Annotated in this window: 28 protein-coding genes and 1 tRNA gene; 2 read left to right on the top strand and 27 right to left on the bottom strand. The window is 60.0% G+C overall.

Annotation, left to right across the window (positions count from 1 at the left end; translation table 11 throughout):
* Nucleotides 1-80: 80 nt before the first annotated feature.
* The 16 genes from SHEL_RS09610 to infA form a co-directional block, all read right to left on the bottom strand.
* A complete protein-coding gene (locus tag SHEL_RS09610) occupies nucleotides 81-827 on the bottom strand; it encodes a peptidoglycan-binding domain-containing protein (protein ID WP_012799078.1) in 747 nt (248 codons plus the stop codon).
* Nucleotides 828-874: 47 nt separating this feature from the next.
* Nucleotides 875-1,915, bottom strand: a complete 1,041-nt coding sequence (locus SHEL_RS09615; RefSeq protein ID WP_126513895.1) for a polyprenyl synthetase family protein — start codon at nucleotides 1,913-1,915, stop codon at nucleotides 875-877.
* Nucleotides 1,916-2,013: 98 nt separating this feature from the next.
* A tRNA-Leu gene (locus SHEL_RS09620) sits at nucleotides 2,014-2,097 on the bottom strand.
* An 86-nt stretch (nucleotides 2,098-2,183) separates the two neighbouring features.
* Nucleotides 2,184-3,116 (bottom strand): Ppx/GppA phosphatase family protein, encoded by a 933-nt coding sequence (locus tag SHEL_RS09625; protein ID WP_012799080.1) that lies wholly within the window; start codon nucleotides 3,114-3,116, stop codon nucleotides 2,184-2,186.
* A gap of 32 nt (nucleotides 3,117-3,148) precedes the next feature.
* Nucleotides 3,149-4,165, bottom strand: a complete 1,017-nt coding sequence (locus SHEL_RS09630; RefSeq protein WP_012799081.1) for an FtsB family cell division protein — start codon at nucleotides 4,163-4,165, stop codon at nucleotides 3,149-3,151.
* 251 nt (nucleotides 4,166-4,416) lie between these two features.
* On the bottom strand, nucleotides 4,417-5,886 hold the full coding sequence (locus tag SHEL_RS09635; RefSeq protein WP_012799082.1) for a basic amino acid/polyamine antiporter: 1,470 nt from the start codon (nucleotides 5,884-5,886) through the stop codon (nucleotides 4,417-4,419).
* Nucleotides 5,887-6,131: 245 nt separating this feature from the next.
* Nucleotides 6,132-7,436 carry a phosphopyruvate hydratase gene (eno, locus tag SHEL_RS09640; protein ID WP_012799083.1) on the bottom strand — a complete coding sequence of 435 codons (1,305 nt, stop codon included), beginning with the start codon at nucleotides 7,434-7,436 and terminating at the stop codon, nucleotides 6,132-6,134.
* Between the two features lie 53 nt (nucleotides 7,437-7,489).
* Nucleotides 7,490-8,185: an energy-coupling factor transporter transmembrane component T family protein gene (locus SHEL_RS09645; protein WP_012799084.1), complete on the bottom strand. Its 696-nt coding sequence runs from the start codon at nucleotides 8,183-8,185 to the stop codon at nucleotides 7,490-7,492.
* A gap of 101 nt (nucleotides 8,186-8,286) precedes the next feature.
* Nucleotides 8,287-8,694 (bottom strand): hypothetical protein, encoded by a 408-nt coding sequence (locus SHEL_RS09650; RefSeq protein ID WP_012799085.1) that lies wholly within the window; start codon nucleotides 8,692-8,694, stop codon nucleotides 8,287-8,289.
* A gap of 181 nt (nucleotides 8,695-8,875) precedes the next feature.
* Nucleotides 8,876-9,385 (bottom strand): 50S ribosomal protein L17, encoded by a 510-nt coding sequence (gene rplQ, locus SHEL_RS09655; RefSeq protein ID WP_012799086.1) that lies wholly within the window; start codon nucleotides 9,383-9,385, stop codon nucleotides 8,876-8,878.
* 10 nt (nucleotides 9,386-9,395) lie between these two features.
* A complete protein-coding gene (locus tag SHEL_RS09660) occupies nucleotides 9,396-10,346 on the bottom strand; it encodes a DNA-directed RNA polymerase subunit alpha (protein WP_012799087.1) in 951 nt (316 codons plus the stop codon).
* Nucleotides 10,347-10,382: 36 nt separating this feature from the next.
* Nucleotides 10,383-10,979: a 30S ribosomal protein S4 gene (rpsD, locus tag SHEL_RS09665; RefSeq protein WP_012799088.1), complete on the bottom strand. Its 597-nt coding sequence runs from the start codon at nucleotides 10,977-10,979 to the stop codon at nucleotides 10,383-10,385.
* 21 nt (nucleotides 10,980-11,000) lie between these two features.
* A complete protein-coding gene (rpsK, locus tag SHEL_RS09670) occupies nucleotides 11,001-11,396 on the bottom strand; it encodes a 30S ribosomal protein S11 (protein WP_012799089.1) in 396 nt (131 codons plus the stop codon).
* Between the two features lie 11 nt (nucleotides 11,397-11,407).
* Complete coding sequence (gene rpsM, locus SHEL_RS09675) at nucleotides 11,408-11,779, bottom strand: 30S ribosomal protein S13 (protein WP_012799090.1); 372 nt, start codon at nucleotides 11,777-11,779, stop codon at nucleotides 11,408-11,410.
* A gap of 21 nt (nucleotides 11,780-11,800) precedes the next feature.
* On the bottom strand, nucleotides 11,801-11,914 hold the full coding sequence (rpmJ, locus tag SHEL_RS09680) for a 50S ribosomal protein L36 (RefSeq protein ID WP_006363204.1): 114 nt from the start codon (nucleotides 11,912-11,914) through the stop codon (nucleotides 11,801-11,803).
* Between the two features lie 221 nt (nucleotides 11,915-12,135).
* Nucleotides 12,136-12,354 carry a translation initiation factor IF-1 gene (gene infA, locus SHEL_RS09685; RefSeq protein ID WP_012799091.1) on the bottom strand — a complete coding sequence of 73 codons (219 nt, stop codon included), beginning with the start codon at nucleotides 12,352-12,354 and terminating at the stop codon, nucleotides 12,136-12,138.
* Nucleotides 12,355-12,562: 208 nt separating this feature from the next.
* Between infA and SHEL_RS09690 the strand changes: the two genes are divergently transcribed.
* Nucleotides 12,563-13,006, top strand: coding sequence for a universal stress protein (locus tag SHEL_RS09690; protein ID WP_012799092.1), 444 nt, complete (start codon nucleotides 12,563-12,565; stop codon nucleotides 13,004-13,006).
* Nucleotides 13,007-13,087: 81 nt separating this feature from the next.
* Here SHEL_RS09690 and tsaE read toward each other — a convergent pair whose 3' ends face one another.
* From tsaE to SHEL_RS09730, 8 genes are all read right to left on the bottom strand, one after another.
* A complete protein-coding gene (gene tsaE, locus SHEL_RS09695) occupies nucleotides 13,088-13,546 on the bottom strand; it encodes a tRNA (adenosine(37)-N6)-threonylcarbamoyltransferase complex ATPase subunit type 1 TsaE (protein WP_012799093.1) in 459 nt (152 codons plus the stop codon).
* 63 nt (nucleotides 13,547-13,609) lie between these two features.
* Entirely contained in the window at nucleotides 13,610-14,551 is a 942-nt protein-coding gene (locus SHEL_RS09700) for a beta/alpha barrel domain-containing protein (protein ID WP_012799094.1), read from the bottom strand.
* A 138-nt stretch (nucleotides 14,552-14,689) separates the two neighbouring features.
* Entirely contained in the window at nucleotides 14,690-15,496 is an 807-nt protein-coding gene (gene nadE / locus SHEL_RS09705; protein ID WP_012799095.1) for an NAD(+) synthase, read from the bottom strand.
* Nucleotides 15,497-15,521: 25 nt separating this feature from the next.
* The gene (gene hypB / locus SHEL_RS09710) at nucleotides 15,522-16,163 is read right to left on the bottom strand and encodes a hydrogenase nickel incorporation protein HypB (RefSeq protein ID WP_012799096.1); all 642 of its coding nucleotides are present in this window, start codon (nucleotides 16,161-16,163) and stop codon (nucleotides 15,522-15,524) included.
* A 7-nt stretch (nucleotides 16,164-16,170) separates the two neighbouring features.
* Complete coding sequence (locus SHEL_RS09715; RefSeq protein WP_012799097.1) at nucleotides 16,171-16,548, bottom strand: hydrogenase maturation nickel metallochaperone HypA/HybF; 378 nt, start codon at nucleotides 16,546-16,548, stop codon at nucleotides 16,171-16,173.
* Between the two features lie 118 nt (nucleotides 16,549-16,666).
* Nucleotides 16,667-17,524: a twin-arginine translocase subunit TatC gene (gene tatC / locus SHEL_RS09720; protein ID WP_012799098.1), complete on the bottom strand. Its 858-nt coding sequence runs from the start codon at nucleotides 17,522-17,524 to the stop codon at nucleotides 16,667-16,669.
* On the bottom strand, nucleotides 17,524-18,135 hold the full coding sequence (locus SHEL_RS09725) for a twin-arginine translocase TatA/TatE family subunit (RefSeq protein ID WP_012799099.1): 612 nt from the start codon (nucleotides 18,133-18,135) through the stop codon (nucleotides 17,524-17,526). Before SHEL_RS09725 ends, tatC begins: the two co-directional genes overlap by 1 nt.
* A 278-nt stretch (nucleotides 18,136-18,413) precedes the next feature.
* Nucleotides 18,414-18,629 (bottom strand): ferrous iron transport protein A, encoded by a 216-nt coding sequence (locus tag SHEL_RS09730; protein ID WP_012799100.1) that lies wholly within the window; start codon nucleotides 18,627-18,629, stop codon nucleotides 18,414-18,416.
* A gap of 238 nt (nucleotides 18,630-18,867) precedes the next feature.
* Between SHEL_RS09730 and nudC the strand changes: the two genes are divergently transcribed.
* Nucleotides 18,868-19,707, top strand: a complete 840-nt coding sequence (gene nudC / locus SHEL_RS09735) for an NAD(+) diphosphatase (protein WP_012799101.1) — start codon at nucleotides 18,868-18,870, stop codon at nucleotides 19,705-19,707.
* A gap of 64 nt (nucleotides 19,708-19,771) precedes the next feature.
* On the opposite strand, the gene SHEL_RS09740 is transcribed toward nudC, so the two are convergent.
* The 3 genes from SHEL_RS09740 to SHEL_RS09750 form a co-directional block, all read right to left on the bottom strand.
* The gene (locus SHEL_RS09740; RefSeq protein ID WP_012799102.1) at nucleotides 19,772-20,446 is read right to left on the bottom strand and encodes a winged helix-turn-helix domain-containing protein; all 675 of its coding nucleotides are present in this window, start codon (nucleotides 20,444-20,446) and stop codon (nucleotides 19,772-19,774) included.
* A gap of 12 nt (nucleotides 20,447-20,458) precedes the next feature.
* The gene (locus SHEL_RS09745; protein WP_012799103.1) at nucleotides 20,459-21,793 is read right to left on the bottom strand and encodes a glutamine synthetase family protein; all 1,335 of its coding nucleotides are present in this window, start codon (nucleotides 21,791-21,793) and stop codon (nucleotides 20,459-20,461) included.
* A 202-nt stretch (nucleotides 21,794-21,995) separates the two neighbouring features.
* A complete protein-coding gene (locus SHEL_RS09750) occupies nucleotides 21,996-24,089 on the bottom strand; it encodes a glutamine synthetase III family protein (RefSeq protein ID WP_012799104.1) in 2,094 nt (697 codons plus the stop codon).
* Nucleotides 24,090-24,229: the final 140 nt, after the last annotated feature.

Below are 24,229 nucleotides of genomic sequence, written 5' to 3' on the forward strand. Positions count from 1 at the left end.
CAGAGCATGGGGAGCACTGTATCTTCGCGCTTACAGTAGCGCGTTCATCAGGTGTTATTGTGCAACGTTCGGAGCCTTTGCTACCCTTGGGACAAAGCGATGCAGAATGCGTCGAGCAAACGAATCGCTTCATGATGGGCAGCTTGGTTCAGATTGTCCTCGGAGCCATCAGCGGGCGGATACGCAACCTCAACGGCAATGCGCGCAGGGGCGGAACCGTCCACCTGAGATTTCGCCGAACCTATGGCAGCTTCAAGACGAATGGCGTATGAAGACGGATCGTCATCGGACACGCGGGGCATGCCTTCGGTGGCCGTGGTAGGCTGCACGATCTGCGTCAGAAGCATGGAAGAATCCGGCGGAACCAGCAGGATGTCCGCACTGAGCATCTTGGAGCGCGGATTCGTGGCCAGCGCCAGGTTCGAAAGGTAAGAAGCCACCATGCGTGTGTACTCGTCCGTTCCGAACAGGCAGACCGCATTGTGCTCCAGCACGTCGGCGGCACGGGCGAAACCGATGTAGGAAGACGAACCCAACGTGGGCTTGTCCATCCAGGCCTTATGCAGGTGCTTCAGCGTGTCGTAGGTTTTGAGACCGGCGATTCCGTCGGGCTCGAGGCCCATGTTCAGCTGGAACTTGCGCAATGCGCCTTCCGTATACGCGTCGAAGGTGCCCGACGCTCCGCCGCATGCGAAACCCAGGGCTCCGAGGGCAGTCTGCAGCTGCTCTACGTCCTGCCCCTGGAAATGCGGCGTACGCAGGTATAGCAAGCGCTCGCCCAGAGAGTACTTCAGGCTTTCGCTGTCTTGGCGTTGAATCGTTTCCATAGTTCTTAGCTCCAGTGTCGGTTCTGTGTCGGCCCAAGCGGACGATGTTATTTGAGACGGTTGACGAAGTAGTCGGCCATGGAAAGCAGCAGATCGCGTGCAGTGCTCGGCTCAAGCATATCGACCAGTCGGTTCTTCGCTATGCTCGTGAGGTTTTCCGCATAGTTGCGCGCGTATTCCACCGAACCGGATTCGCGCATGATGGATACGGCCTCGACCAGTGCATCGTGGTCGGTGGTCTTCGAAGAGAGAATTTCCACCAGCCGATCGCGCTGCGTCGAATTCTGCAGGGCATGCACCACCATGAGTGTGCGCTTGCCTTCGGTGATGTCGTTGCCCCAGTCCTTCCCTACCACATTCGGGTCGCCTTCGATGTTGAGCAGGTCGTCCTGAATCTGGAAGGCAAGGCCGGTGTCCAGACCGTAATTGCGCAGCGCCTCGATTGCTCCTTCAGTCGCCCCTCCGACGATGGCGCCGATGGCCAACGGTACGGCACCGGAGTAATGGGCGGTTTTGTGTGTGGCCATGATCAGGTAGTTCTCAGGCGAAATGTCGTAGCGCTCGTCACGGGCCCAACCGATGTCCATAGCCTGCCCCTCGATGGTCCGACGGGTCATCTCAATGAGCTCGGTCACGACGCGGACCTTGGTGTGGTCGTCGAGGGCCGGATCTTTCATGACGGTGCCGTTGACCAGCGACAAGCCCAAATCGCCCATGTTAATGGCCAGCCCCATGCCGTAGGTGAGGTGCAGGCACGGCTCGCCGCGGCGAAGCGTGGCCTCGTCAGCGATGTCGTCGTGGATGAGCGCCGCCGTATGGAAGTGCTCGATAGCCGCCGCCGAAGACAACGCCTTGCGGACGTCGCCGCCCACGGCTGCGCAGGCTGCCAGGCAGATAAGCGGGCGGTGGCGCTTGCCGCCGTTTTTGCTGTACGCCAGCAACGGGTCGTACAGATAGCAATCCATATCTGCAACCATGCCCTGGGGGATGTAGGTGTTCACCAAATCGCCCACAGCGTCCGCGTACACATTGAGGTACTCTTCGAAGTCCTTCGGCGGATTGGCAATTCCCGACATGATTGCAGCCATACGTTTGCTGCGCTCCGCTTCCAGCAGCGCTGCGTTGGGGTTTTCAACAACCATTCGTAAGCATCCTCTTCTGCCCAAGGCGTCAAGCGAATTGAAAGTGGTAGGAGCGGTGGGACTCGAACCCACAAGTCAAAGACGGAGGATTTTAAGTCCCCTGCGTATGCCAATTCCGCCACGCTCCCGTAGCGTCGGTTCGAAAACGAACGTCCGAATATCATAGCAAATTTAGAGCTCCATGCTCCGTTTCGCGTATTTCCACACGACAGAATCACGCGCGCGCCGCATCCAGAACAATTCCCTGGAGCAGGTCGCTTTCGCTGATGGTCATGGAATCCACGCCGGCCAGGTCCATCACGACCTGCAGGACCCCCACCCCGGCAGGCATGACGGCTGCACGCTGGGGCTGCAGGCCGGGCATCTTCCTGCGCTCTTCCAACGGCAGTGCACACAGGCGGGATGCCACGTCGTCCAAATCGGCCCTGGTGACCGTGGCCTTGTGCACGCGGGAGGAATCGTAAGGCACCATTTCGTCCCGCACGGACACCACCGATGTGGCCGTTCCGGCGACGGCGATCACGCGCTGGCACGGCAGCCCCTGCGCGAAGAAGTCCGCCATGCCCTCCTTGGCCCATGCACGGGCCGCGTCCATTTCTTCAGGAGACGGCGGATCGGAATGCAGGAACCTCTCGGTTATGCGGCGGCAGCCGATGTTGAACGAGTGACGGGCATAGATGCGCGTTTCGGGCACGAGGCCGCCCTCCGCCTCAGCCCGGCCGAAGATAACCTCGGTGGAACCTCCGCCGCTGTCGACCACCAGGACGTCTTCGCCGCGAAACTCGTTAGCGGCACCCAGGAACGCCAAGGCGGCCTCACGCTCACCGGGGATGACCGTCAGTGTCACGCCCAGTTCACCCAGCTTCCCGACGAAATCCGCGGAGTTCTCGGCGTCGCGGCTTGCACTGGTGGCTAGGGCGACCAGACGGTCCACACCGCCCACCGCGTCAATCTCGCGCTTGTATTCGGCGACCTGGGCCACCGTACGGTCGATGGATTCCTGCATGAGCACGCCCGTCGCGTCGACCCCCAACCCCAAGTTGGTGATGACGCTCCGACGAACGATGGGGCTGATGCCCTCAGAGGTCACGTCGGCGATGTAGAGACGGCTGGTAACGGTTCCGATGTCAATTGCTGCAACGCGCATAAGTTCAATCCCTTGCTCGAAGTCGCGCACCTTTACTGTTGCTGTTCAGAAGCCCCTTCGGCTTCGGCCCCGGTCTCGGCTTCGGCCCCGGTCTCGGCTTCGGCTTCGGCTTCGGCCTCGGTTTCCGCAGCTGCATCGTCTGCAGACTCCTCTTCTGCGCCGACACCGTCATCGTAGCCGAACACGACATCCAGAAAGCCGGAATACCACGTATCGGGCGTTTTCACGCTTGAAGGGACGATGGATGTGTGCACGGCGCTGTCAACCGGTTCGTCATCGTCGTCGAGGCCTTCCACGATGACGGCCTGCTCACCTTCGCGAACCCAGCCGTATTCCTCGCGCGCGATATCCATGATACCCTCATCCGTCGACAGGCGGTCGATGTCGTCCTGAATGGCCTCGACACGCTGCTCTTCAGCCGCAGCAACGGCTTCGAGTCGGTCCTGCTCGCGCGAAGCAGTGTAATACTCCTTCGCCGGAGGATACAGGAACAGCATGATGAACGCCGCGACGAGCACGACGGCGGCAACGATGGCCATTTTGGGCGTGGCGCCGCCTGCAAGGGAGGTTATGCGGTCGATCGAGAACACGGGGGCATCCGCCGTGCCGGATTCCATCTCGCGGTTCGCCCTGCGTTGGTCGCGGCCCATCGAACCCGTGTACACCGCAGCCCTGGAGCCGGCGTTCGTATCCGCCTCGGAGCTTCCGAACTGCCTCATGAACTGTTTGTCGGCCTTGGCCTTCGACCGGTTGCGCTTGCGGGCTTCCGCACGGGATTCTGCACTGCGCTCGTAGGTTTCCACCGCAGCGCGGGGCTCGCGCGACGGATACGCTCGCCTTCCGTCGGCCAGCGGGGCCAACGAGGCGTCACGTCGCCTGGACGCACGCGCCGAGGACGCGACCGACCGGCGAGCAACGGGCTCGTCTGCCGCGGCCCTGCTCTTCGAAACCGCACGGCGGGCATTGGCCGCAGAAGGTCGCCGACGCGTTGCCGCCTCGTCGCGCGCCTCGTTGAAGGAGATGACGTTGTTATCCTTATTGCTGGCCATATGCCGTTTGAAGCCCCTCACGCATTGTAGTGTGTTTCAGTTGGTCGTTTAATGCTGAAAGTATAGCCATCCTAACAGCCAGCGCCGATTCTTACCACGCCTGCCGCCTATTTTACTGAAATCATCATGCGAGCGACAAATCGTGCCGTGTTCCGAAGGCGCCGAAAGCACCCTTCTGCCAGGTGCCCTGAAAATGCACAGGGCGCCCTCCAATGAGGACGCCCTGGGACGTGTTGGAAGCGATTAAGGCCCTACACCACGACGATGCCTGCGACGATGCAGTACACGCTGATGCAGAACAGCACGACGATGCCTGCGGCAATAACCTTGTCGTACCAGTTGGGCAGCACGGGCAGGCCACGCTGACGTTCGCCGATGGCATACAGGATGATGCCGGGGGCAATCAGGATGGTGGTAATCATGAAGTACGAAAGGCCGCCGGCGTAAATCAGGAACAGACTGTAAACGAAACCGATGAAGCCGATGACACGGTAGAACGTGAGCTTGCCCTGGGCGATGTGGGACATGCCGCCAAGCTTCTTGACAGCGCAGATGAAGAAGAACAGCGAGCTCAGGAAGTACGGAATGAGAATCAGCGACAGCGACACGCCGTAGAAGAACTGATAGGTCCTCTCAGAGAAAATAATGACGATCAGGAAGAACTGCACGATGGCGCAGGTCAGGGTGACCGTGAAGAACGGTGCGTTCTTTTCGTTGCGCTGTGCGAACTGGGTCGGGAAAACACCCTGGTCGGCAGCCTCGCGCGGGCACTCGGCGGACAGCAACGTGTAGCCGAGCATGGAGCCCAGCAACGACAGGCCGACGCCGAAGTTCACGAGCGTGGCGCCCCAAGGACCGACAACGGCCTCAAGCACGCCTGCGAGGGCTGGATTGGGCAGCTCGGCCAGTTCCTCCTGCGTCATGACGCCCATGGACAGGACGGAGATCATCAGATACAGAGCCAGGATGCACAGAAACGCCGTAATAGTGGCGCGACCGACATCGCGGCTGCGCTTGGCTCGACCGGAGATGGCCACGGCGCCCTCGATGCCGAGAAACACCCAGACGGTGACGCTCATCACACTGATGACCTGCTCATACACCGAACCGCTGTCGGCGGAGCCCCAGAAGTTCTGCACGAAGATGGCCGGATCGAACTTGAAGGCGAAGATGATTGCGACGACCACGACGAAAATCGGGACGATTTTGGCGATGGTGGTGACGACATTGACAGACGCCGCCTCTTTCACGCCGCGCGTGACCAAAAACCAGCAGACCCACACGATGATGGATGCGCCGATCATGGACGGGATGTTGTTGCCGGCGCCGAAGATCGGGAAGAAATACCCGATGGCCGCAAAGAGCAGCGTTGTGTACGAGATGGTTGCGAAAAATGCGCTGACCCAGTAACTGTAGACCGAGACGAAGCCAACGAACTTTCCGAAGCCTTCACGAGCATAGCTGAAAATGCCGCCCGTCAATTCCGGACGATACCGATTGAGGCCGTAAAAGCACATCATCAGACAGAAAACGCCAACGCCGCAGACAAGCCATGCGATAAGGACGGCGCCCGTATGGGCCCCGGCCATGGCCATGTCTCCGACCATTGAGAAAACACCGCCGCCGACGACCGCAGTGACGATCGCTGCGACGAGATGAGCCATGCCTAGGCCGTTAGGATCGTTGATCCCCTCTTCGCGATCCACAAGATCGTTCGCCATGATACCTAACCTTCTTCCTACCTATAGACCCACAGAGCGCCATACCGGCGCTCAAACCGAACTGTTTCAGGATACTCCAATTTGTAGCCTTTGTCCCAATAATTCTTTTAGAATTTGGTATGAATTGAAGCTTTTATGCACTATTAACCGCTATATATTGCATGTTTATGCATTTCGCTCGCATAGCAAAATGAAAGAGGGGCGATCGCTCGCCCCTCTCAGGAATACCATGAGCTCACAGACGCTTAGCCGCGGGTCGTGGTGTCAATGTTGTAGAAGGCATTCCAGCCGGCATACTGGCTGCTGGTGTACAGCTCGTCCTCGATGCGCATCAGCTGGTTGTACTTGGCGATGCGGTCGGAACGGCAAGGCGCGCCGGTCTTGATCTGGCCGGCGTTCACAGCCACGGACAGGTCGGCAATGGTGGTGTCCTCGGTTTCGCCGGAACGATGGCTGATGACGCAGGCATAGCCGGCCTGCTTGGCCATCTGGATGGCGTCCAGGGACTCAGTCAGGCTGCCGATCTGGTTGACCTTCACCAGAATGGCGTTGGCAACGCCCAGCTCGATGCCCTTCTTCAGGCGCTTGGGATTGGTGACGAACAGGTCGTCGCCCACCAGCTGGACCTTGTCTCCGATGCGATCGGTCAGAAGCTTCCAACCATCCCAGTCCTCTTCGGCCATGCCGTCTTCAATAGAGATGATGGGCCACTTCTCGACGAGCTTCGCCCAATAGTCGACCATCTGCTCGGAGGTATATTCCACGCCTTCGCCGGCCAGCACGTACATGCCGCGCTCGGCATCGTAGAACTCGGTGGAAGCCGGGTCCATGGCGTACATGATGTCAACGCCAGGCTTGTAGCCGGCCTTCTCGCAGGCCTCGGTGATGTAGACGAAGGGCTCTTCGTTGGTCTTCAGGTTGGGAGCGAAACCGCCCTCGTCGCCGACGCCGCCGCCCAGTCCGGCCTCATGCAGGACCTTCTTCAGGGTGTGGTAGATCTCGGCGCACCAGCGCAGGCCTTCGGCGAAAGAGCCGGCGCCCACGGGCATGATCATGAACTCCTGGAAGTCGACATTGTTGTCGGCGTGCACGCCGCCGTTCAGGATGTTCATCATGGGCGTGGGGAGCATGTTGGCATTCACGCCGCCAATGTATTTGTACAGAGGCAGGTCGGCGGATTCAGCGGCAGCGCGGGCCACGGCCAGAGAAGCACCCAGGATAGCGTTGGCGCCCAGCTTGCCCTTGTTATCGGTGCCGTCAAGGTCGATCATTTCCTCGTCCAGACCGCGCTGGTCATCGGCGTCCAGACCGATGATGGCTTCGGCGATCTCGTTGTTCACGTGCTCGACCGCCTGGGTGACGCCCTTGCCCAGATAACGCTCGGCGTCTCCGTCACGAAGCTCCACGGCCTCGAAAGCACCGGTGGAAGCACCGGAGGGAACGATGGCTCGGCCGGTGCAGCCGTCATCAAGCGCAACTTCAACCTCGACCGTGGGGTTGCCACGGGAGTCCAGAACCTCGCGACCGTAAACATCGATGATGATGCTCATGTAAGCAGCCTCCTCATTGAAAAGTTATACAACGCGAATGATTCTAGCAGGAGTCAGAGGAAGTATCCAACCGCGAAGCAACAAAGCGCCGCAAACGCAATGCAAAGAACATCGACAGGGCGCAAACTCAGGTCCTGCAGGCTCGTGCGAGGCCCAGCCCCGTAGCAACGCGAGTCCATGGCACCTGCAAGAACCTCGGCACGGCGGAACAACCCGACTATAACGGGAATGAACACGTTGGCCCAAGCCTTCAGACGAACCACCAGCCCGCCCGTATCAAGGCGGGAGGCGCGCGACTTTTGAGCCGAGGCGACGCGCTGCAGCTCATCGTAGCTCACGGGAATGAACCGGAGGGCGATAGATGCGGCCATGGCGAAATCGTCCACGGGCACGCGGAGGTGGCGAAAGGGCGCAAGCAGGGAGGCGATGGCCCGTGCGAAATCGTTGTTGTCGTAGGCTGAGGCCATGGCTATGGCACCGGCTGTCAAAAGGAGTATCCGGCAGGCGTAGTACAGACCCTCCCCCACGCCCGATGGGATGTGCGCTACCACAACGAACGCGAGAAGGACGTACAGGGGGATACCTACCAGAAGCAGACGCCGAACATCGCAGCGCAACGCAATGGCGAAGGCGACCAGCATCGTTGCGCATGCCGCCATGCCCGCCCAGCCATCAATCCAGAAAAGCGTGACGGAATAGAGGAGCACCACCAGGATGGCAACGCGTATGTCGATGCGGGAGCGACCCATCGCATTCCTTAAACCAGCAGTTGAATATAAAACGGAGGCGCGCCATGCGCCTCCGATAGGATATCTTCATTTAGTCAGGCGTCAAACCCGAAAGCCGTGAATTACTCGTCGACAGCAATACCGTTATCGCCATCGTCGACGGCGGCCGCATCCTGCTTGCGGGCCTCAGCGGCGTTCTTGAAAACATCGGCCGTCTTCTCAGCAGCGGCCTTCATGGCCTCACCGGAATGGGTGGCCACATCCTTGGTGGCATCCGCCATGGTGTTGCCGATCTTCGATGCGGTATCCACGGCGGCCTTGGTGGCATCCTTGGCTCCATCGATGGCACCTGGGACGGCGTCTGCCGTGCGGGTGATCATCTCCTTCGTCTTTTCGGCGGCGCTGTCTGCCAGTTTGGGAGCCACCTCTTGAACCTGATCGATAATCTTGTTGTTGGCCTCGATCATCTCGCCGGCGAATTCCTGAGCTTTATCGATGGCCTCGTTGATGAGCTTTCCGATTTCAGACATTGCACACTCCTTCATTCGGCAGTCAACCATTTGAACAACGCTATCGTACCATGGCTGCAAGGCCAAATGAGTCCGAAAGTGTTTGTTCATCGAACGGTTGCCTTGATACGCTTCGGCGCACAACGAAAAAGGCGCCTGCATGCAGCAGACGCCTTTCACACTCAGCGTGAGCGGAAACGACCTATTCGGCCTTCTCCTCAGCCTCTTCGGCCACAGCCTCGACAGCCTCTTCGGCCTCGGCCACCTCTTCGACTTCCTCTGCGGGAGCCGGAGCGGCTTCAACCTTCTTGGGCTCAGCCTTGGGGGCAGCCTTCTCAGCCTTGGGCTTCACCGGATCGGTGCACAGCTCCATGATGACCATGGGAGCGTTGTCGCCCTTGCGGGGGCCCAGCTTGTAGATGCGGGTGTAGCCGCCGTTGCGATCCTGGAACTGACCCTGCGCAACCTTCTCGAACACCTCGCGGACGAGTTCTTTGTCGCCCAGGGCTGCGATGGCGAGACGGCGAGAATGCAGGTCGCCACGCTTGGCCCAGGTGATGATCTTGTCGACGTCAGGACGAATCTCCTTGGCACGAGACTCGATCGTCTTGATGCGGTCGTTCAAGAACAGAGCACGGACCAAGGACTTCTTCATGGCCTTGGTGTGGCTGGAGTCAGTGCCCAGCTTGCGGCCCTTAACGTTATGCCTCATGGTTAAACTCCTATTGCTTCAAGTTGAGGTCCATGGAGATCAGCTTGTCCTTGACCTCCTCGATGGACTTCGCGCCAAAGTTACGAATGTTGAGCAGGTCGTTCTCGGAGAACTCGACCAGCTGGCGCACAGAATGGATGCCGGCGCGCTTGAGGCAGTTGTAGGAGCGGACGGAAAGGTCCAGATCCTCGATCTGCTTGTCAAGCTCAGCGTTGGACTCCTGGCCTTCGGTGGCGAAGATGGAGGGGATGTCGCCCTCGTCCTCGTCGGTGATGTCAGCCAGGGTCAGGAAAGCACCCATGTACTGGTTAATGATGTTAGCTGCACGGCAGACTGCTTCGTTCGGAGCGATGGAGCCATCGGTCTCGACTTCCAGCAGCAGCTGATCGAAGTCGGTACGCTGACCCACGCGGGTGTCGTTGACGGCGAGCGTGCAACGACGAACCGGCGAGAACAGGCTGTCGACAGGAATGATGCCGATCGGGTCTTCCGTGCGCTTGTTGCGCTCGGCGGAGACGTAGCCGCGGCCAACACCAATACGGATGCTCATGTTGAGAGTTCCGCCGTCAGCAACGGTCGCGATGACATGCTCCGGGTTGATGAGGGTGAACTCGGTGGGCACCTGGATGTCGGCGCCGGTCACCGTGCAGGGACCCTCGACGGAGATAGTTGCGGTTGCTTCAGTGTAGTCCTCGGTGAGAGCGGCGAAAACAAGACCCTTGACGTTCAGGACGATGTCGGTGACATCCTCGATGACGCCTTCAGCGGTCGTGAACTCGTGCTGCACGCCTTCAATCTGGATGGCGGTCGCGCGGGCGCCGTCCAGGGAGGACAGCAGAACGCGACGCATGCAGTTGCCCAGCGTATAGCCGAAACCACGCTCGAGCGGCTCCACAACGAAACGAGCGTCGGTATCGCTCACTTCTTCAGTTGTGACGGTTGGCCTCATGAACTCTGCCATAGTTTATAAGCCTCCTAATAAACCGCGGGATCAATACTACTTGGAATAAAGCTCGACGATAAGCTGCTCACGGATATCCAGATCGATCTGATCGCGGTTAGGGAGCGAAAGCACGCTGCCCTGCAGCTTCTCGATGTCAACTTCGAGCCATGCAGGAACCTGAACGCGCTCGTTGGAAACCAACGCGCTCTTGATGACGAGGAGGTCCTTGGCCTTGGGGGCGACGGAAACCAGGTCACCGGGACGCACACGGTAAGACGGAATGTTCACGCGCTTGCCGTTGACGTAGATGTGGCCGTGAGACACGGTCTGACGGGCTTCCTTGCGGGTGCGAGCGAAGCCCAGACGGAACACGACGTTATCGAGACGGGACTCGAGGATGCGCATCAGGTTCTCACCAGTGATGCCGGGCATAGCCTTGGCCTTCTTGAAGTAGCCACGGAACTGCTTCTCGAGCACGCCGTAGATGAACTTAGCCTTCTGCTTCTCGCGCAGCTGCAGAGCGTATTCGCTCTCCTTGCGGCGACGCTGGGGCTGACGGATGGATTCCTTCTTGCTGCTGTAGCCCAGGACGACGGGATCGATTCCGAGCTGGCGGCAGCGCTTAAGAACCGGGGTTCTATCGATAGCCATTGTTGGTTGATCCTTTCTGAACTACACGCGACGACGCTTGCACGGACGGCAACCGTTGTGCGGGATGGGGGTGCAATCCTGGATGCTGGTGACTTCCAGACCAGCAGCCTGCAGGGAGCGGATGGCGGTTTCGCGACCGGAGCCGGGGCCCTTGACGAAAACGGCGACCTTCTTCAGGCCGTGCTCCATAGCATTCTTGGCACACTGCTCGGCGGCCATCTGAGCCGCGAACGGCGTGGACTTACGAGAGCCCTTGAAGCCGACGGTACCAGCAGAGTTCCAAGCGATCACATTACCCTGAGGATCCGTGATGGAAACGATGGTGTTGTTGAAAGTGCTCTTGATGTGAGCCTGACCAACGGCAATGTTCTTGCGGTCGGCACGCTTCACGCGAGTACGAACGTTTTTCTTAGCCATGTGTCAAACCCCTACTTGTTCTTCTTGCCGCCGATTTGCTTGCGCGGACCCTTGCGGGTACGAGCATTGGTGTGCGTGCGCTGGCCGCGGACCGGAAGGCCCTTGCGGTGACGCAGACCACGGTAGCAACCGATCTCCATCAGGCGCTTGACGTTCTGGGAAACCTCGCGGTGGAGGTCACCTTCGACGGTCAGGTTAGCGTCGATGTAGTTACGGATCTTCTGCAGGTCTTCTTCAGAAATGTCACGGACGCGGACGTCGGGGTCGACGCCGGTCTCAGCGATGATCTTCTTGGCAGTGGTGTTGCCAATGCCGTAGATGTAAGTCAGGCCGGTCTCGATGCGCTTATCGCGAGGGAGGTCGACACCAAAAAGACGAGGCATATTACCTGTTCCCTTCCTCTCTTAACCCTGGCGCTGCTTATGGCGCGGATTCTCACAGATGACGAGCACCTTGCCATGGCGACGAATGATTTTGCACTTGTCGCACATCTTCTTGACCGAAGGACGTACCTTCATGTTCGTCTCCTTTTAATATGGTCGGCTTGCCTTTGAGTTGACGGTCCCTCAGGCTTGCCTGGTTTATCTTCTCTATACAACACGCCCAGCCGCAGGCGATAGTTGTCACATCATACAAGGGATGTTGCGAACATCCAGCCGTTCACCGTATTAACGCAGAAAAAGAGCGTCATTCACAAGAAGCACAAAATTGCGCTTCTTACAAGGAGTATTTGACGCCCCTATTTAAAGCGATATGTAATCCTGCCACGGCTCAGGTCATAGACGGAAAGCTCCACCGTAACCTTGTCGCCAGGAAGGATCTTGATGTAATGCATGCGCATCTTGCCCGAGATATGGGCGAGAATCTTATGACCATTCTCGAGTTCGACGTTAAACATTGCGTTCGGGAGCGCCTCAAGCACGGTGCCCTCAAGCTCGATTACATCTTCCTTAGCCAAGAATCTATTCCTCTTCTTTCTGAGTTCAAACGGCAACCGAGAATGTTACCAAAATTTTCGTAAAAAGTCACGGATAATCTCGTCCTCACCCAGCCACCACATTTTTTCCGAATACCAACCTCTTATGCAATACGCACCTCGATTGAGACGAACGAGTGTTAGAATGGGACTATCAATACCGATTCATTCGCCTTATAGGAGGGTCATCATGGGCAAGCAATACACCCGTATTTTCGCCGCTCTCGATGGAGCCAGGACTCAAGAAGCCGTAGCAGAACGGGCGCTGAAGCTCGCCTCCGAGGAACATGCCAGCCTGTGCTTCGGCCACGTGGTCGACTCTGTCCCCTACGAAGCCGCCGGCACCGACTTCGCCGCCCTCTCCAGCAGGATGCAGGAACAGCTGGAACAGTCCATCGGCGACATCCTTGCCGCTGCTAAGGCCGATCCCAACATCCCCGACGTGCAGGTCATCGTGAAGGCCGGCCGCATCACAGAGACCTTGGCGGAGCAGATTATCGCCCCGTACGACCCTGACCTCGTCATCTGCGGCGAGCGCGGCTTGTCCAACATCAAGTATGTGTTCGTCGGCAGCGTCTCCACGTATCTGATTCGCAACCTGCGCTGCGACGTCCTGGTCGTCAAGCAGGATTAGCCTGTCGTCCATCCAGCACAAAAGCCCTCGGAAGAAGCGCCTTCCGAGGGCTTTTTCATGGTTGCAGGCGAAATAGCGACGTTATGCGATGGCGGCGACGATGTCCTCGAAATGCCCGCCGTAGGGCTCCAGACTCAGAACACGAGTCTGGTCAGGAAGAATGCGGATGGTGATGGCAAGGCATTCATCCGGCTGGGCGTCTTCGAACTTGTCGGCCCACTCCACCACCGACACGCCGTCGCCTTCGATGGTTCCGTAGTAGTCGATGTCCTCAAGTTCGTCGGCGTCTTCAAGCCGGTACAAATCGAAGTGGTACAGCGGCAGGCGGCCGCCCTCGTAGACGAACATGATGTTGAACGTGGGACTGGTAGGCACCGTGGGCGTTTCCAGTCCGGCAGCCAGCCCCTGCGTGAAATGGGTCTTCCCCGCCCCGAGGTCGCCGTTGAGCAGGATGACATCGCCAGGCTCAACCAGACGGGCAATCTGCTGTGCGATTTCTTGCGTCTGCTCGACGGATGCGCTTTCCAGTTCCAATGACATACTGTGCTCCCTATTGAAAAAGGGCGGCCCGCAAGGACCGCCCCGACATACTTAACCGACGCTTTACAGCGCGAAATCCTCTTCGCCGTTGAAGACGGCCAAGGCGCGGTCGACGTCGTAGTCGGCCAGCGTGATGGCGGAAATTGCCTTGGTCAGACGGACAGCCTCGTCCAGCGAGCGCTGGTGGATGTTGCGGCCCGTCGCGTTGCCGGAAGCGCCGCCGATGTAGATCTGGTCATGCAGCTGCTGCAGGAAGACCTTGGCCTCGACGGTGGAACCGCCGGCGCAGACCAGGCCGGTGCGGCCAGCAGCGGCCGAAGCGACGGCCAGGTTCTCGGCAGAGGTCTTGTCCTCGGTGGCCACAGGCGGGTTCACCTTAACGAAGTCGGCGCCCAAGCACAGGGCCACGCCGGCGGCACCTGCGATGGTGGTAGGTGCCTTCTCGTCCTTTCCGACGGCCTTGCCGCGAGGATAGATCCAGAGGACCACGATCAGGCCTTCTTCATGGGCCTGAGCCACGAGCTGACCCGCTTCGGCAAGCATGGTGGCTTCGTATTCGCTGCCCAGATACAGGGTGTAGCCAAGGCCGACGACGTTGACGCCGTTGTCGCGCATGGCCAGAACGGCCTCGATGTCATGGAGCTGCGGGCTATAAGGGTCATCTTGGGCGGTCTTGACCAGGTTGGTCTTAGAATTCATCTTCACCAGATAGTTCACGTTGGGGTAATCGGCCGCATAGCGGGCGATGAGGCCGCGCTGGCCGGCCATGACGCCGCAGACGCCCTGGTCTGCGATCTTGAACAGATGCTCAGGATCGGAGTCGGAGATGTCGATACCCTCACCATAGAAGTCGCCGTTGAGGTGCTCGACCTTCTGGTCGCAGGCAAACAGCATCAGGCGTCCGGTGCCCTGCGTTGCCTTCATATAGTTGTCGATATAGGTTTCACGGGCGTCCGCAAGCACGTCAGCCGGGACCTTGACCTGATCACGAGTGATCTTGGGCATGTTTTCCTCCTAATGCATTGGTTTTTCGCGCCTTGTGAAGACGTTGGTACACCTATCAGTATACGCGAAAACCCGCGCCGCATGCAGCGTATCGCGAGAAGACGCACACATTGCTTGGTGAGCGTGCAGACCTGGCGGCTAGTAGGCGACTTTCGGGAACGGCGGTTCCAGGTTGCGCTTAAACTCGTAGGAGGCCACCCGCTTAACCACACGTTGCACCTCGTCGGCATCGTAGCCGGCCATAACGAGTTCGGGGATGCCCATGCCATGCTCCACATGATCGATAAGCAGCCTGTCCAGTTCAGCATAGGAGCCCAGCGTGGCCTCGTCCACCTGCCCGGGAGCCAGCTCCGCGCTGGGCGGCTTGACAAGCACGTGCTCGGGGATGGGCGGCGTGAGGCCGGCCTGTTCGGCACGGGCGTTGACATAGCGGGATGCGGCGAACACGTCCGTCTTGTACAGGCCGCCGATGGGCGCATAGGCGCCTGCCGTGTCTCCGTACAGCGTGGAGTAGCCCATGCAGGCCTCGCTTTTGTTGCCGGTGTTGATGAGCATCCACCCATGGGCGTTCGACAGCGCCATGAGCATGACCATGCGGCACCTGGCCTGGGTGTTTTCCGCTGCAAGCCCGCCGAAACCGTTGCAATGGGCGGCCAGTTCGGCGGCGAAGGCGTCATACGCCCCCACGATGGAGATGATCTCGGTGTTCAGCCCCAGGTTGTTCGCCAGAAGCTGGGCGTCGATGAGGGAATGGTCGGTTGAGTACGGGCCCGGCAGCATGTAGCCGTGGACGTGTTCGGGACCCAAGACCTCCACACACATGCAGGCGACCAAGCTCGAATCGATACCGCCGGAAAGCCCCAGCACCACATCGGTGGTACGGGTCGAATGGAGGAACTGGGTCAGCCCGTTGATGCAGACCTGGTATTTCTCCGCGATGTCCATGATAAGCCTCCTTATCGAACAGGCACTATATTTGGCTGCGAAGCCAATCCGCCCACGCCTCGACGCCTTCTCCTGTCGTTGCGACGACCGGGAAGATCGGTGCCGACGCATTGGCCTTGCGGACGAGCGAGCAGAACCGATCGAGATCGAATCCGCATTGGTCCGCCATGTCTATTTTATTCACAAGGACCGCATGGCAGCGTCGGAAGATTTCCGGGGCTTCAAGGGGCTTGGCGTCGCCTTCGGAAACGGCCGTCACCAAAACCTTCAAACCCTCGCCCACGTCGACGAAAACCGAGCCGGACGGGTCGCCCGCGTTCTCGATGATTACGAGGTCAAGACCGTCCAAGTCAAGTTCGGCCAAAGCATCGCGGACGCAGGCCGCGCTGAGATGCCCCGAAGGTTCGGCGTCGACCTGCACGGCGGGAATGCCGCGCTGGTTAATCCGCTCCGCTTGAATCCTGCTGGCCATGTCGCCCTCGATGACGGCGAGGTTGAATTCGTCCCGCAGCGCCTCGATGGTGGCAAGAATCACCGAGGTCTTGCCGGATCTCGAGGCCGCAACCACATTGACGGCGAACACGCGCTTTTCAGCCAACAGCTTGCGGTTGGCGAAGGCTGTCGCATCGTTTTCCTGCGCAGCGTGCATGCCCCTGACGGTGTCCACAAGCTGCCTACCCTTCCGATGACGGTTTCCCGTCATCATCCGGCGTCTCAACCTCGATGCTGTCGATCCGAAGCTCGCGGCCCGCAATGAGCCGGCCGAAGCCCCCGCATTCGGGGCAGGCCTGCTGGAACCTGTCATGCTCGTACTCATGTCCGCAGACGGTGCAGCGGCTTTTCGGCTGGATGATGTGGACGTCCAGCTCGGACCCCTTGAGAAGGGGGTCGTCCTCGGTAATGGCGTCGAATGCGAAATGCAAAGCATCTTCGATGGCTTCGGTCATGGCGCCGACAGACAGGGTCACCTTGTATACACGCGTGGCCCCAGCCTGTTTGGCTGCGGCAGACACGCTGTCCACAACGCCTGTTATGATGCCGAGCTCATGCACGTTAAATCCTCCTGAAAAATGAAGGCGCCCATGTTTGCGCCTCCACGGTGTCTCGCCCGGACAATCGGGCGAAAAAGCAAACGCGCCGACGGATGCAGGCGCGTTTGCGGAAACAATCTTATTCTTCTTCGTCGTCGCCTAAACGCTCTTTGATCCTGGCGCGGGTCTTCTCCCACTCCGAAGCCCATTCGGCCTCTTCGGCGGCTTCGGCGGCGGCCTCTTCCTTCTGCTTCTGGACGCGGTTGCCCAAAACCAAGCGGGCGATGAGCAGGCTGACCTCGTAGAGCATCAGCAGCGCCGCGAACATAAGCAGCATGGTGACGGGGGAAGCGTCCAGTGTGACCATGGCCGAGATGACCATGAGCACGATATAGACCGTGCGCCACTGCTCACGGAGCTTGGCGTAAGGAATAATCTCGAAGACCACCAGGTAGAACACAATCAACGGCAGCTCGAACGCGAAACCGAAGGCGATTTCGAAGTTGATGATGACGTCCACCCAAGCCTTGGCGTCCGGGAAGATGGACGCATATCCGCTGGCCTGGTCGGTCAGCCATGCGACGGCCGGGTTCAGAATCAGGAAGTAGCAGAACAGCGTGCCGGCGATGAACAGGACCACGGCCACGGCGAATGTGGGGATGAACCACTTACGCTCGTTGGGCTTGAGGGCCGGCAGGAAGAATGCCAGGATCTGCCAGAGGATGATGGGCATGGTAGCGACGACGGAGGCCCACAGCGCCACCTTGAAACGGATGGTGAAGGAGCCGAAGACGTCCAGGACGTTCAGCGTGTACGTGCCGTCTGCGTCATGGGGAAGGTATTCCGAAATGGGCTCGAACAGCAAATGGATGATGGTTGGCGTAGCAAGATAGAACACGCACATGGCGACGAAGAGAACCACCACGATGCGCACCAAACGCATGCGCAGCTCGCCCAGGTGCTCGAAGAGCGGCATTCGCGCCGGACCGATAGGCATTATGCATCCTCCCCTTCTGCAACATCTTCGGTTTTGGGAGCAGATTTCTTGGCTGCAGGCGCGGCGAAGATCTCGTCAGCCAGGGCGGCATCCGCCTCACGCTTGGCGGCGATGTCGGCGGCAGTCTCTTCGCTGGCAGCCTTGCGGGCGGCCATGACCTCCTGATGCAGCTTCACGTTGCTGCCCTTCTTGGGTGCGGCAGCGGCCGTAGCGGCGGCGCCGGCAGCGGCGGCGGTTTCGGCAGCGGTTTCCTCGGTGGCCTTCTTGGCGGCTTCGCGGACCTCGCGGGCAGCCTCGTTGGAAGCTTCGCGCTTCTTCTTCTCGGCGCGCTCGCGGTCGTACTTGGCCTTGCGGGAGGAGAAGGACTCCTTCCTTTCGACCTTCTGTTTGTTAGCCTTGTCGATAGACTTCACAGGGTTCTTGATCGGATCAGCCGCGGAGGGGTCGAACACTTCGTCCTTAACGACGCGGTTCATCTCGTCCTGAGCGCTGCGGAACTTAGCAAGAGCCTGGCCGATGACCTTCGCGATCTGCGGCAACTTGTCAGGGCCGAAGATGAGAAAGCCGAACAGCAAAATGAGGAAAAGCTCAAATCCACCTATGCCGAACACTGGTACCTCACAAAAGGGTCGTAATCCATACAAAACAGCGCGTCATTTTACCACAGCGGAGCAAGGCAATCTCGACATCTCATGAACGAAACAGAAACGTTAGGATTGGGTTAGAGTTCCTGGACTTGCAGCCTGCGCAGCTGTCGCCCAGCCTGCCGCGTCAGACCAAAACCACAAGGAAAGCCCCGTCCAGACAGATGCCGGACGGGGCTGAATATCGAAAGCGAACGGGATTGCAGCCGCAGGCGTCGTGCGGCGCACCTGAGGGGACGTGCATGTCAAGAAACCAGCTTCACGTAGTGCGCCGCCTCGTGGGACATGGCGATGAGCTTTCCGTTGTAATCCACCACAGAGCCAACCCAGCTGTTCTGCTTGACGTCCAGCCTGTCGTCGGGCCGCATGCCCAGGTTCTCCTCAAGGGCCTGGCCGACCGAACCCAAAAGCCATGCGATCCGATAGCTTCTTCCCGTTTGAGCCTGATTGAGCGTTATCATGCCGCGCCTCCTCCCTATCGGCTGCCTCCTGGTTCGACCATAGTACCCAAACCACCAGTTAGTCAAGAATTACATATTGTTTACCTGGGCAAACGCTATTCCGAGGCTAACTTTCAGAGGCTCCGGAAGGCATCAGGACAGCGCCGCTCCAGACGCTTCGGCATCCAAATCGCGCAGCCTGCGAAGCACGCGCCGACGCGATGCGCTACAGTGATGCCGCAGATTGAAAGGACCAGGAATGATTCAAGACATAGAGCCGCACCGCTTCGACAATGCGTTTCGCAGCACCGAGCCGCAGCAGGACGACCGGATGATGGTCTTCGCCGGCCGCACCATGCTGGTGCATCTGCTCGACGAGGCCGGAACCTTCGAATTTCCCACCTACGGGCACACGGAACCCGCTCTCCCCCATCCCGCCGTGTGCGTCTACGCCTTCTCCATCGATGACGAGAAGTACTTCGTGTCGCTCGGTGAAGGCGGCGATGCACCTGCAGGACTGGCCTACGTCCCGTTGGAAACGTTCCGCATGGCCACGCGCAAGCACATGGGGCATGCCGCCCAGACCGGCTGGCACCTGCACCGGTGGTACACGCGCTCCAAACACTGCGGAGCCTGCGGTAGTGAGATGCGGCACACTGTCGAGGAGCGCGCCATGGAATGCCCCGTCTGCGGCAACCGGTACTACCCGCCCATCTCGCCAGCGGTCATCGTGGCGGTCACCGACGGCGACAAGCTTCTGATGACGCGTTATTCCCGCGGAGCCTATAGACTGCGGGCTCTGGTGGCCGGATTTTGCGAAATCGGCGAGACCGCAGAGCAGACCGTGGCACGCGAGGTGCTGGAGGAAACGGGGCTTCGCGTGAAGAACATCCGGTATTACAAGAGCCAGCCCTGGGGATACGCCGGTGACCTGCTGCTGGGATACGTCTGCGACTTGGACGGGTCGCCCGAGGTGAGCCTCGACGACGCCGAGCTCGCCAGCGCCGAGTGGGTGCCCCGCGACGAGATCGTCGAAGAGGACGATGGGGCCAGCCTTACCCGCGAGATGATCGCCCGTTTCAAGAACGGCCTCCTGTAGCTACGCCGCGTCATAAGGTGCGCGGCCCGGCTCCCAAAGCCAGGCCGCGCACCTCAGCGGTTCGTCAGTTGTTCCAAAGGTACCCTGCGCCTCGGACCGTTTCTATATGCTGGGCAACTTCGGGACCGAGTTTCGCACGCAGCCGTCGCACGTGCACGTCCACCGTGCGCGACCCGCCGTAGTAATCGAAGCCCCAGACCTGGGACAGCAGCACCTCGCGAGAATAGATGCGCCCGGGATGCGTCGCCAAAAACGACAGCAGGGCGTATTCCATAAACGTCAAGTCGATGGGTTCGTCGCCCACTTTCACCTGGTAAGAGGCCAGATTGATGGTCAACGGTCCCAACTGGAGGAAATCGGCATCGCCCGTCGTCTCGCCAGGCCACAGCAATCGCCGCAGGCGCAGCTTCATCTCGTCGCCGCCGGCATACGACGACGCGAAGTCCGTTGTCACCACCAGCGGGAGCACCGCATTTGCCAGACGGCTTTCGTCCAACACGACGAACAGCGACGTCTGCCCGCCTGAGCCGAGGGATCGCTCAACTGCCTGCAGGTCGACCCCCTGACCTGTCGCGTCGATGACGAGCAGGTCCACGTCCAAGCCGCGGCCTGAAGCCAGCGCATCCTGCAGGGGCACTTTCAGAATACGAACCTGGACGTCCATGTGCGCGGTCAGCTCCCAGATGCGCTCAGGCGTCAGGACGGGCCCGCAAACGGCCAGAACCGTTTTCTCATGCATGCGCGGCCCCCTCTACAGCTTCGCCAGATACCGCTTGAGCTCCCAGGAGCTCACATGGCGCTGATAATCCTCCCACTCGCGACGCTTCGCATCCGCAAGGGCGCGATGCAGGTAGTCGCCAAGCACGTCGTGCATGAGCTCGGATTGTTCAAAGGCGTCAACGGCGCGGGAGAGGTCGCCTGGCAGAGCCACCGCATCCAAAGTTGCATATTCTTCAGGCGTCAGCGTAAGCCGGTTGCCTTCCACAGGCGGCTGCAGCACAAGCTCCTCCTCGATGCCCTTCAGCCCGGCGGCAAGCGTGGCGGCGATGGCCAAATACGGGTTCGCCGCGGAGTCTACGTTGCGTATCTCCACCCGGGCCGACATTTCCTTGCGAGGTTTGGAGCGGGGCACGCGCACGAAAGCGGAACGGTTCTTGTTGCCCCAGGCCGCATAGGTCGGCGCGTCGAAACCCGAGACCAGGCGCTTGTAGGAGTTCACATACTGGTTTGTGATGAGCATGTATTCCGGGGCGTATTTGAGCACGCCGGCGATGTAGTGCTTGGCCAAAGGCGAAAGACCGTACCCGTCGGGGTCGTTCAGATCGAAGAACGCGTTGCCCTCGTCGGTCAGCAACGACTCATGGATGAACATGGCCGACCCGTTCTCGTTTTCCAGAGGCTTGGGCATGAACGAGGCGTGGACCCCGTGCATGCAGGCCACTTCCTTCACCACCAGGCGCGAGGTCATGACGGCATCCGCCGCGGTCATGGCGTCGGAGTAATGAAGGTCGATCTCATGCTGCGACGGGGCGTTCTCGTGCAGCGACCGCTCGACCGGGATGCCCATCTGCTCAAGCATGAGGATAGTTTCGCGGCGCAGGTCAGAGGCGTTGTCCAGCGGCGTCAGGTCGAAGTAGCCGCCGTCGTCGATGGGTACGGGCGCGGTAGCGTCCTTGAAGTAGAAATATTCCAGCTCGGTTCCGACGTCCATGATGAAGCCCATGTCCTGGGCCTTGCGCAGCATGCGCATGAGAACCTGGCGGCTGTCGCCCGGCGAAGGGTCGCCGTCGGGCGTGCGGATGCTGCAGAACATGCTTGCCACGGCGTTGTTGGACGGACGCCACGGCAGCACTTGGAAGGTGGAGGCGTCGGGAACCACCAGCATGTCGGAGTTCTGGGCGCCGTGCACTATGCCTTCGATGGACGTTCCGTCGAAGCTTATGCCCTCTTGGAAGGCGCTGTCCACATCCGACGGGGTGATGGCGAAGCTCTTCAGGTTGCCCAGCATGTCGGTGAACCACAGTCGGATGAAGCGGATGTCCCGCTCCTCTATCTGCTTGAGGACGTATTGGCGCGTATCGATCATAAACGGCCCCTTCCCTGGGCGTACCGCATTGCATTTCGCATCATCATACCATCAGCCCGCAGGCAAGCCGTGTTTCCGTTCGGTTAATCCTGACGCGTCGGGCAGGATGCGGCTCCTGCAAGCGACTGCAGAAAAGCCGTATACGTGAAGAGGGGCGGCATGGCCGCCCCTCGGATTGGTTCGTCGTTCTGCTCGCGAATCGTTAGCAGTAGAACAGGATGTCGTTGTAGGTCGGAACAGGCCAGTACTCGCGGGCAACGATGGGCTCCATGGCGTCGACGGCGGCGCGCAGGGATGTCATGGCAGGCGCTACCTCGTGGGCGTAGACGTTGGCCATATCCTGGGAGTTCTCGCAGGACTTGGCCTTCTGATGGATGGCGGTCAAAGCGTCGATGCCTTCGTAGATGTCGCTCACGCCTTCGGTCAGGATCTTCAACTCGCGGCGCTCGTGGCTCATGGGCGCTTCCGGCATGGCGGTGGTCACCGTGGTGATACCCTTGGCGATCTTGGTGGCGTACGCGCTGATGACAGGCAGGTACGTGCGGCGGGCCTGGCGTTCCATGGTTGCGGCCTCGATGTTCATGAGCTTGCAGTACTTGTCCAGCTTCACCTCGTAGCGGCTGCGGACCTCCACCTCGGAGAGAACTTCCATTTCCTCAAACAGGGCGATGTTCTTCTCGGCCACGAAGCAAGGCAGCGCGTCGGCCGTGGTGGGGTAATTGCTCAGTCCGCGGCGGGCCGCCTCTTCATGCCACTCTTCGGAATAGCCATTGCCCGAGAACAGGATGCGCTTGTGCTCGGCGAGGCTCTTACGCAGGTACTCGATGGCGGCATCCTCGAAGGCGACGTCGCCCCGGTTCTCCATGGCGTCGGCGAAGTCTTTCAGGGACTTGGCGACGGCGGTGTCGAGCACCATGTTGGCGTCGGAGGGGTTGACCGCCGAGCCTGGCATGCGGAACTCGAACTTGTTGCCCGTGAAGGCGAAGGGGCTCGTGCGGTTGCGGTCGGTGGTGTCGCGGTCGAAGGTGGGCAGGACGGCCACGCCGAAGTCCAGCGACTCGCGCAGCTTGTGGCCCACGCCATGGCCTTCGGCCAAGCCCTCGACGATGTCGGACAGCTCGTCGCCCAAGAAGATGGAGACGATGGCCGGAGGCGCCTCGTCGGCACCCAGACGATGGTCGTTGCCGCAGGAGGCAACGGACATGCGCAGCAGGTCCTGGTAGTTGTCGACTGCCTCGATGATGCAGGTCAGCACCACGAGGAACTGCAGGTTCTCCTCGGGGGTGTCGCCCGGGTCGAGCAGGTTCTCATCTTCGGTGCCGAAGGACCAGTTGTTGTGCTTGCCGGAGCCGTTGATGCCCTCGAACGGCTTCTCATGCTGCAGGCACACCAGGCCGTGGTGGCTTGCCAGCAGACGCATCTCCTCCATGGTGAGCAGGTTCTCGTCGATGGCGCGGTTAGCGTTGCAGTACACGGGCGCAAGCTCATGCTGGGCAGGGGCCACCTCGTTATGCTTGGTCTTGGCTGCGACGGCGAAGCCCCACAGCACGTCGTCGAGCTCCTTCATGAAGGCGTTCACCGTCGGGCGGATGGCGCCGAAGTAATGCTCGTCAAGCTCCTGGCCCTTGCAGGGCGGCGCGCCGAACAGCGTGCGTCCCGTCATGATGAGGTCCTGGCGCTTCTCGTACATCTCCTCGGGGATGAGGAAGTATTCCTGCTCGTTGCCGACGTTGACCGTGATGGTCTCGGGGTGTTTTCCGAACAGGGCCAGCACGCGCTTGGCCTGCACGTCAAGAGTGGCCATGGAGCGCAGCAGCGGGGTCTTCTTGTCCAGAGCCTCGCCAGTGTAGGAGCAGAAGGCCGTGGGGATGCACAGCACCTCGTCTTTGATGAAGGCCGAGGACGTGGGATCCCATGCGGAATAGCCGCGGGCCTCGAACGTGGCACGCAGACCGCCGTTAGGGAAACTGGATGCGTCGGGCTCGCCCTGGATGAGTTCCTTGCCGGAGAACTTCGCAATGGCAGAGCCGTCATGCAAGGGCTCGATGAAAGAGTCATGCTTCTCGGAGGTAATGCCCGTCAACGGCTGGAACCAGTGCGCGAAATGCGTGGCGCCCTTCGACATCGCCCATTCCTTCATGGCATGGGCAACCGCATTGGCGACGTCCAAGTCGAGGGGCTTGCCCTTCTTGATGGTGTCGCTGAGCTTCTTGTAGATGTCGGAAGGCAGGTACTCTTTCATGACACGGTCGGAAAAGACCATGGTACCGTAGCGATCGGTCAGGCTCTCTGTCATGGGTTGCTCCCGTCTAGATAGAATTGGACGGAGGTATTGTACTACGGAGTGCCATCTGCGGCTTCAGAACGTGGACAGAGAAACGATATCTTAACATGTACGGCGCCGAACGCTGCTGGGCTCTCCCGTGCCATGAAAAG

It is taken from the genome of Slackia heliotrinireducens DSM 20476, from assembly GCF_000023885.1.
Classification (GTDB): Bacteria; Actinomycetota; Coriobacteriia; order Coriobacteriales; family Eggerthellaceae; genus Slackia; species Slackia heliotrinireducens.

What these genes read in the sequence shown, in the direction of transcription:
- SHEL_RS09610 (WP_012799078.1), bottom strand. Translation starts at nt 827, where the DNA reads ATGGAAACGATTCAACGCCAAGACAGCGAAAGCCTGAAGTACTCTCTG.
- SHEL_RS09615 (WP_126513895.1), bottom strand. Translation starts at nt 1,915, where the DNA reads ATGGCTGCAATCATGTCGGGAATTGCCAATCCGCCGAAGGACTTCGAA.
- SHEL_RS09625 (WP_012799080.1), bottom strand. Translation starts at nt 3,116, where the DNA reads ATGCGCGTTGCAGCAATTGACATCGGAACCGTTACCAGCCGTCTCTAC.
- SHEL_RS09630 (WP_012799081.1), bottom strand. Translation starts at nt 4,165, where the DNA reads ATGGCCAGCAATAAGGATAACAACGTCATCTCCTTCAACGAGGCGCGC.
- SHEL_RS09635 (WP_012799082.1), bottom strand. Translation starts at nt 5,886, where the DNA reads ATGGCGAACGATCTTGTGGATCGCGAAGAGGGGATCAACGATCCTAAC.
- eno (WP_012799083.1), bottom strand. Translation starts at nt 7,436, where the DNA reads ATGAGCATCATCATCGATGTTTACGGTCGCGAGGTTCTGGACTCCCGT.
- SHEL_RS09645 (WP_012799084.1), bottom strand. Translation starts at nt 8,185, where the DNA reads ATGGGTCGCTCCCGCATCGACATACGCGTTGCCATCCTGGTGGTGCTC.
- SHEL_RS09650 (WP_012799085.1), bottom strand. Translation starts at nt 8,694, where the DNA reads ATGTCTGAAATCGGAAAGCTCATCAACGAGGCCATCGATAAAGCTCAG.
- rplQ (WP_012799086.1), bottom strand. Translation starts at nt 9,385, where the DNA reads ATGAGGCATAACGTTAAGGGCCGCAAGCTGGGCACTGACTCCAGCCAC.
- SHEL_RS09660 (WP_012799087.1), bottom strand. Translation starts at nt 10,346, where the DNA reads ATGGCAGAGTTCATGAGGCCAACCGTCACAACTGAAGAAGTGAGCGAT.
- rpsD (WP_012799088.1), bottom strand. Translation starts at nt 10,979, where the DNA reads ATGGCTATCGATAGAACCCCGGTTCTTAAGCGCTGCCGCCAGCTCGGA.
- rpsK (WP_012799089.1), bottom strand. Translation starts at nt 11,396, where the DNA reads ATGGCTAAGAAAAACGTTCGTACTCGCGTGAAGCGTGCCGACCGCAAG.
- rpsM (WP_012799090.1), bottom strand. Translation starts at nt 11,779, where the DNA reads ATGCCTCGTCTTTTTGGTGTCGACCTCCCTCGCGATAAGCGCATCGAG.
- rpmJ (WP_006363204.1), bottom strand. Translation starts at nt 11,914, where the DNA reads ATGAAGGTACGTCCTTCGGTCAAGAAGATGTGCGACAAGTGCAAAATC.
- SHEL_RS09690 (WP_012799092.1), top strand. Translation starts at nt 12,563, where the DNA reads ATGGGCAAGCAATACACCCGTATTTTCGCCGCTCTCGATGGAGCCAGG.
- tsaE (WP_012799093.1), bottom strand. Translation starts at nt 13,546, where the DNA reads ATGTCATTGGAACTGGAAAGCGCATCCGTCGAGCAGACGCAAGAAATC.
- SHEL_RS09700 (WP_012799094.1), bottom strand. Translation starts at nt 14,551, where the DNA reads ATGCCCAAGATCACTCGTGATCAGGTCAAGGTCCCGGCTGACGTGCTT.
- nadE (WP_012799095.1), bottom strand. Translation starts at nt 15,496, where the DNA reads ATGGACATCGCGGAGAAATACCAGGTCTGCATCAACGGGCTGACCCAG.
- tatC (WP_012799098.1), bottom strand. Translation starts at nt 17,524, where the DNA reads ATGCCTATCGGTCCGGCGCGAATGCCGCTCTTCGAGCACCTGGGCGAG.
- SHEL_RS09730 (WP_012799100.1), bottom strand. Translation starts at nt 18,629, where the DNA reads ATGATAACGCTCAATCAGGCTCAAACGGGAAGAAGCTATCGGATCGCA.
- nudC (WP_012799101.1), top strand. Translation starts at nt 18,868, where the DNA reads ATGATTCAAGACATAGAGCCGCACCGCTTCGACAATGCGTTTCGCAGC.
- SHEL_RS09740 (WP_012799102.1), bottom strand. Translation starts at nt 20,446, where the DNA reads ATGCATGAGAAAACGGTTCTGGCCGTTTGCGGGCCCGTCCTGACGCCT.
- SHEL_RS09745 (WP_012799103.1), bottom strand. Translation starts at nt 21,793, where the DNA reads ATGATCGATACGCGCCAATACGTCCTCAAGCAGATAGAGGAGCGGGAC.
- SHEL_RS09750 (WP_012799104.1), bottom strand. Translation starts at nt 24,089, where the DNA reads ATGACAGAGAGCCTGACCGATCGCTACGGTACCATGGTCTTTTCCGAC.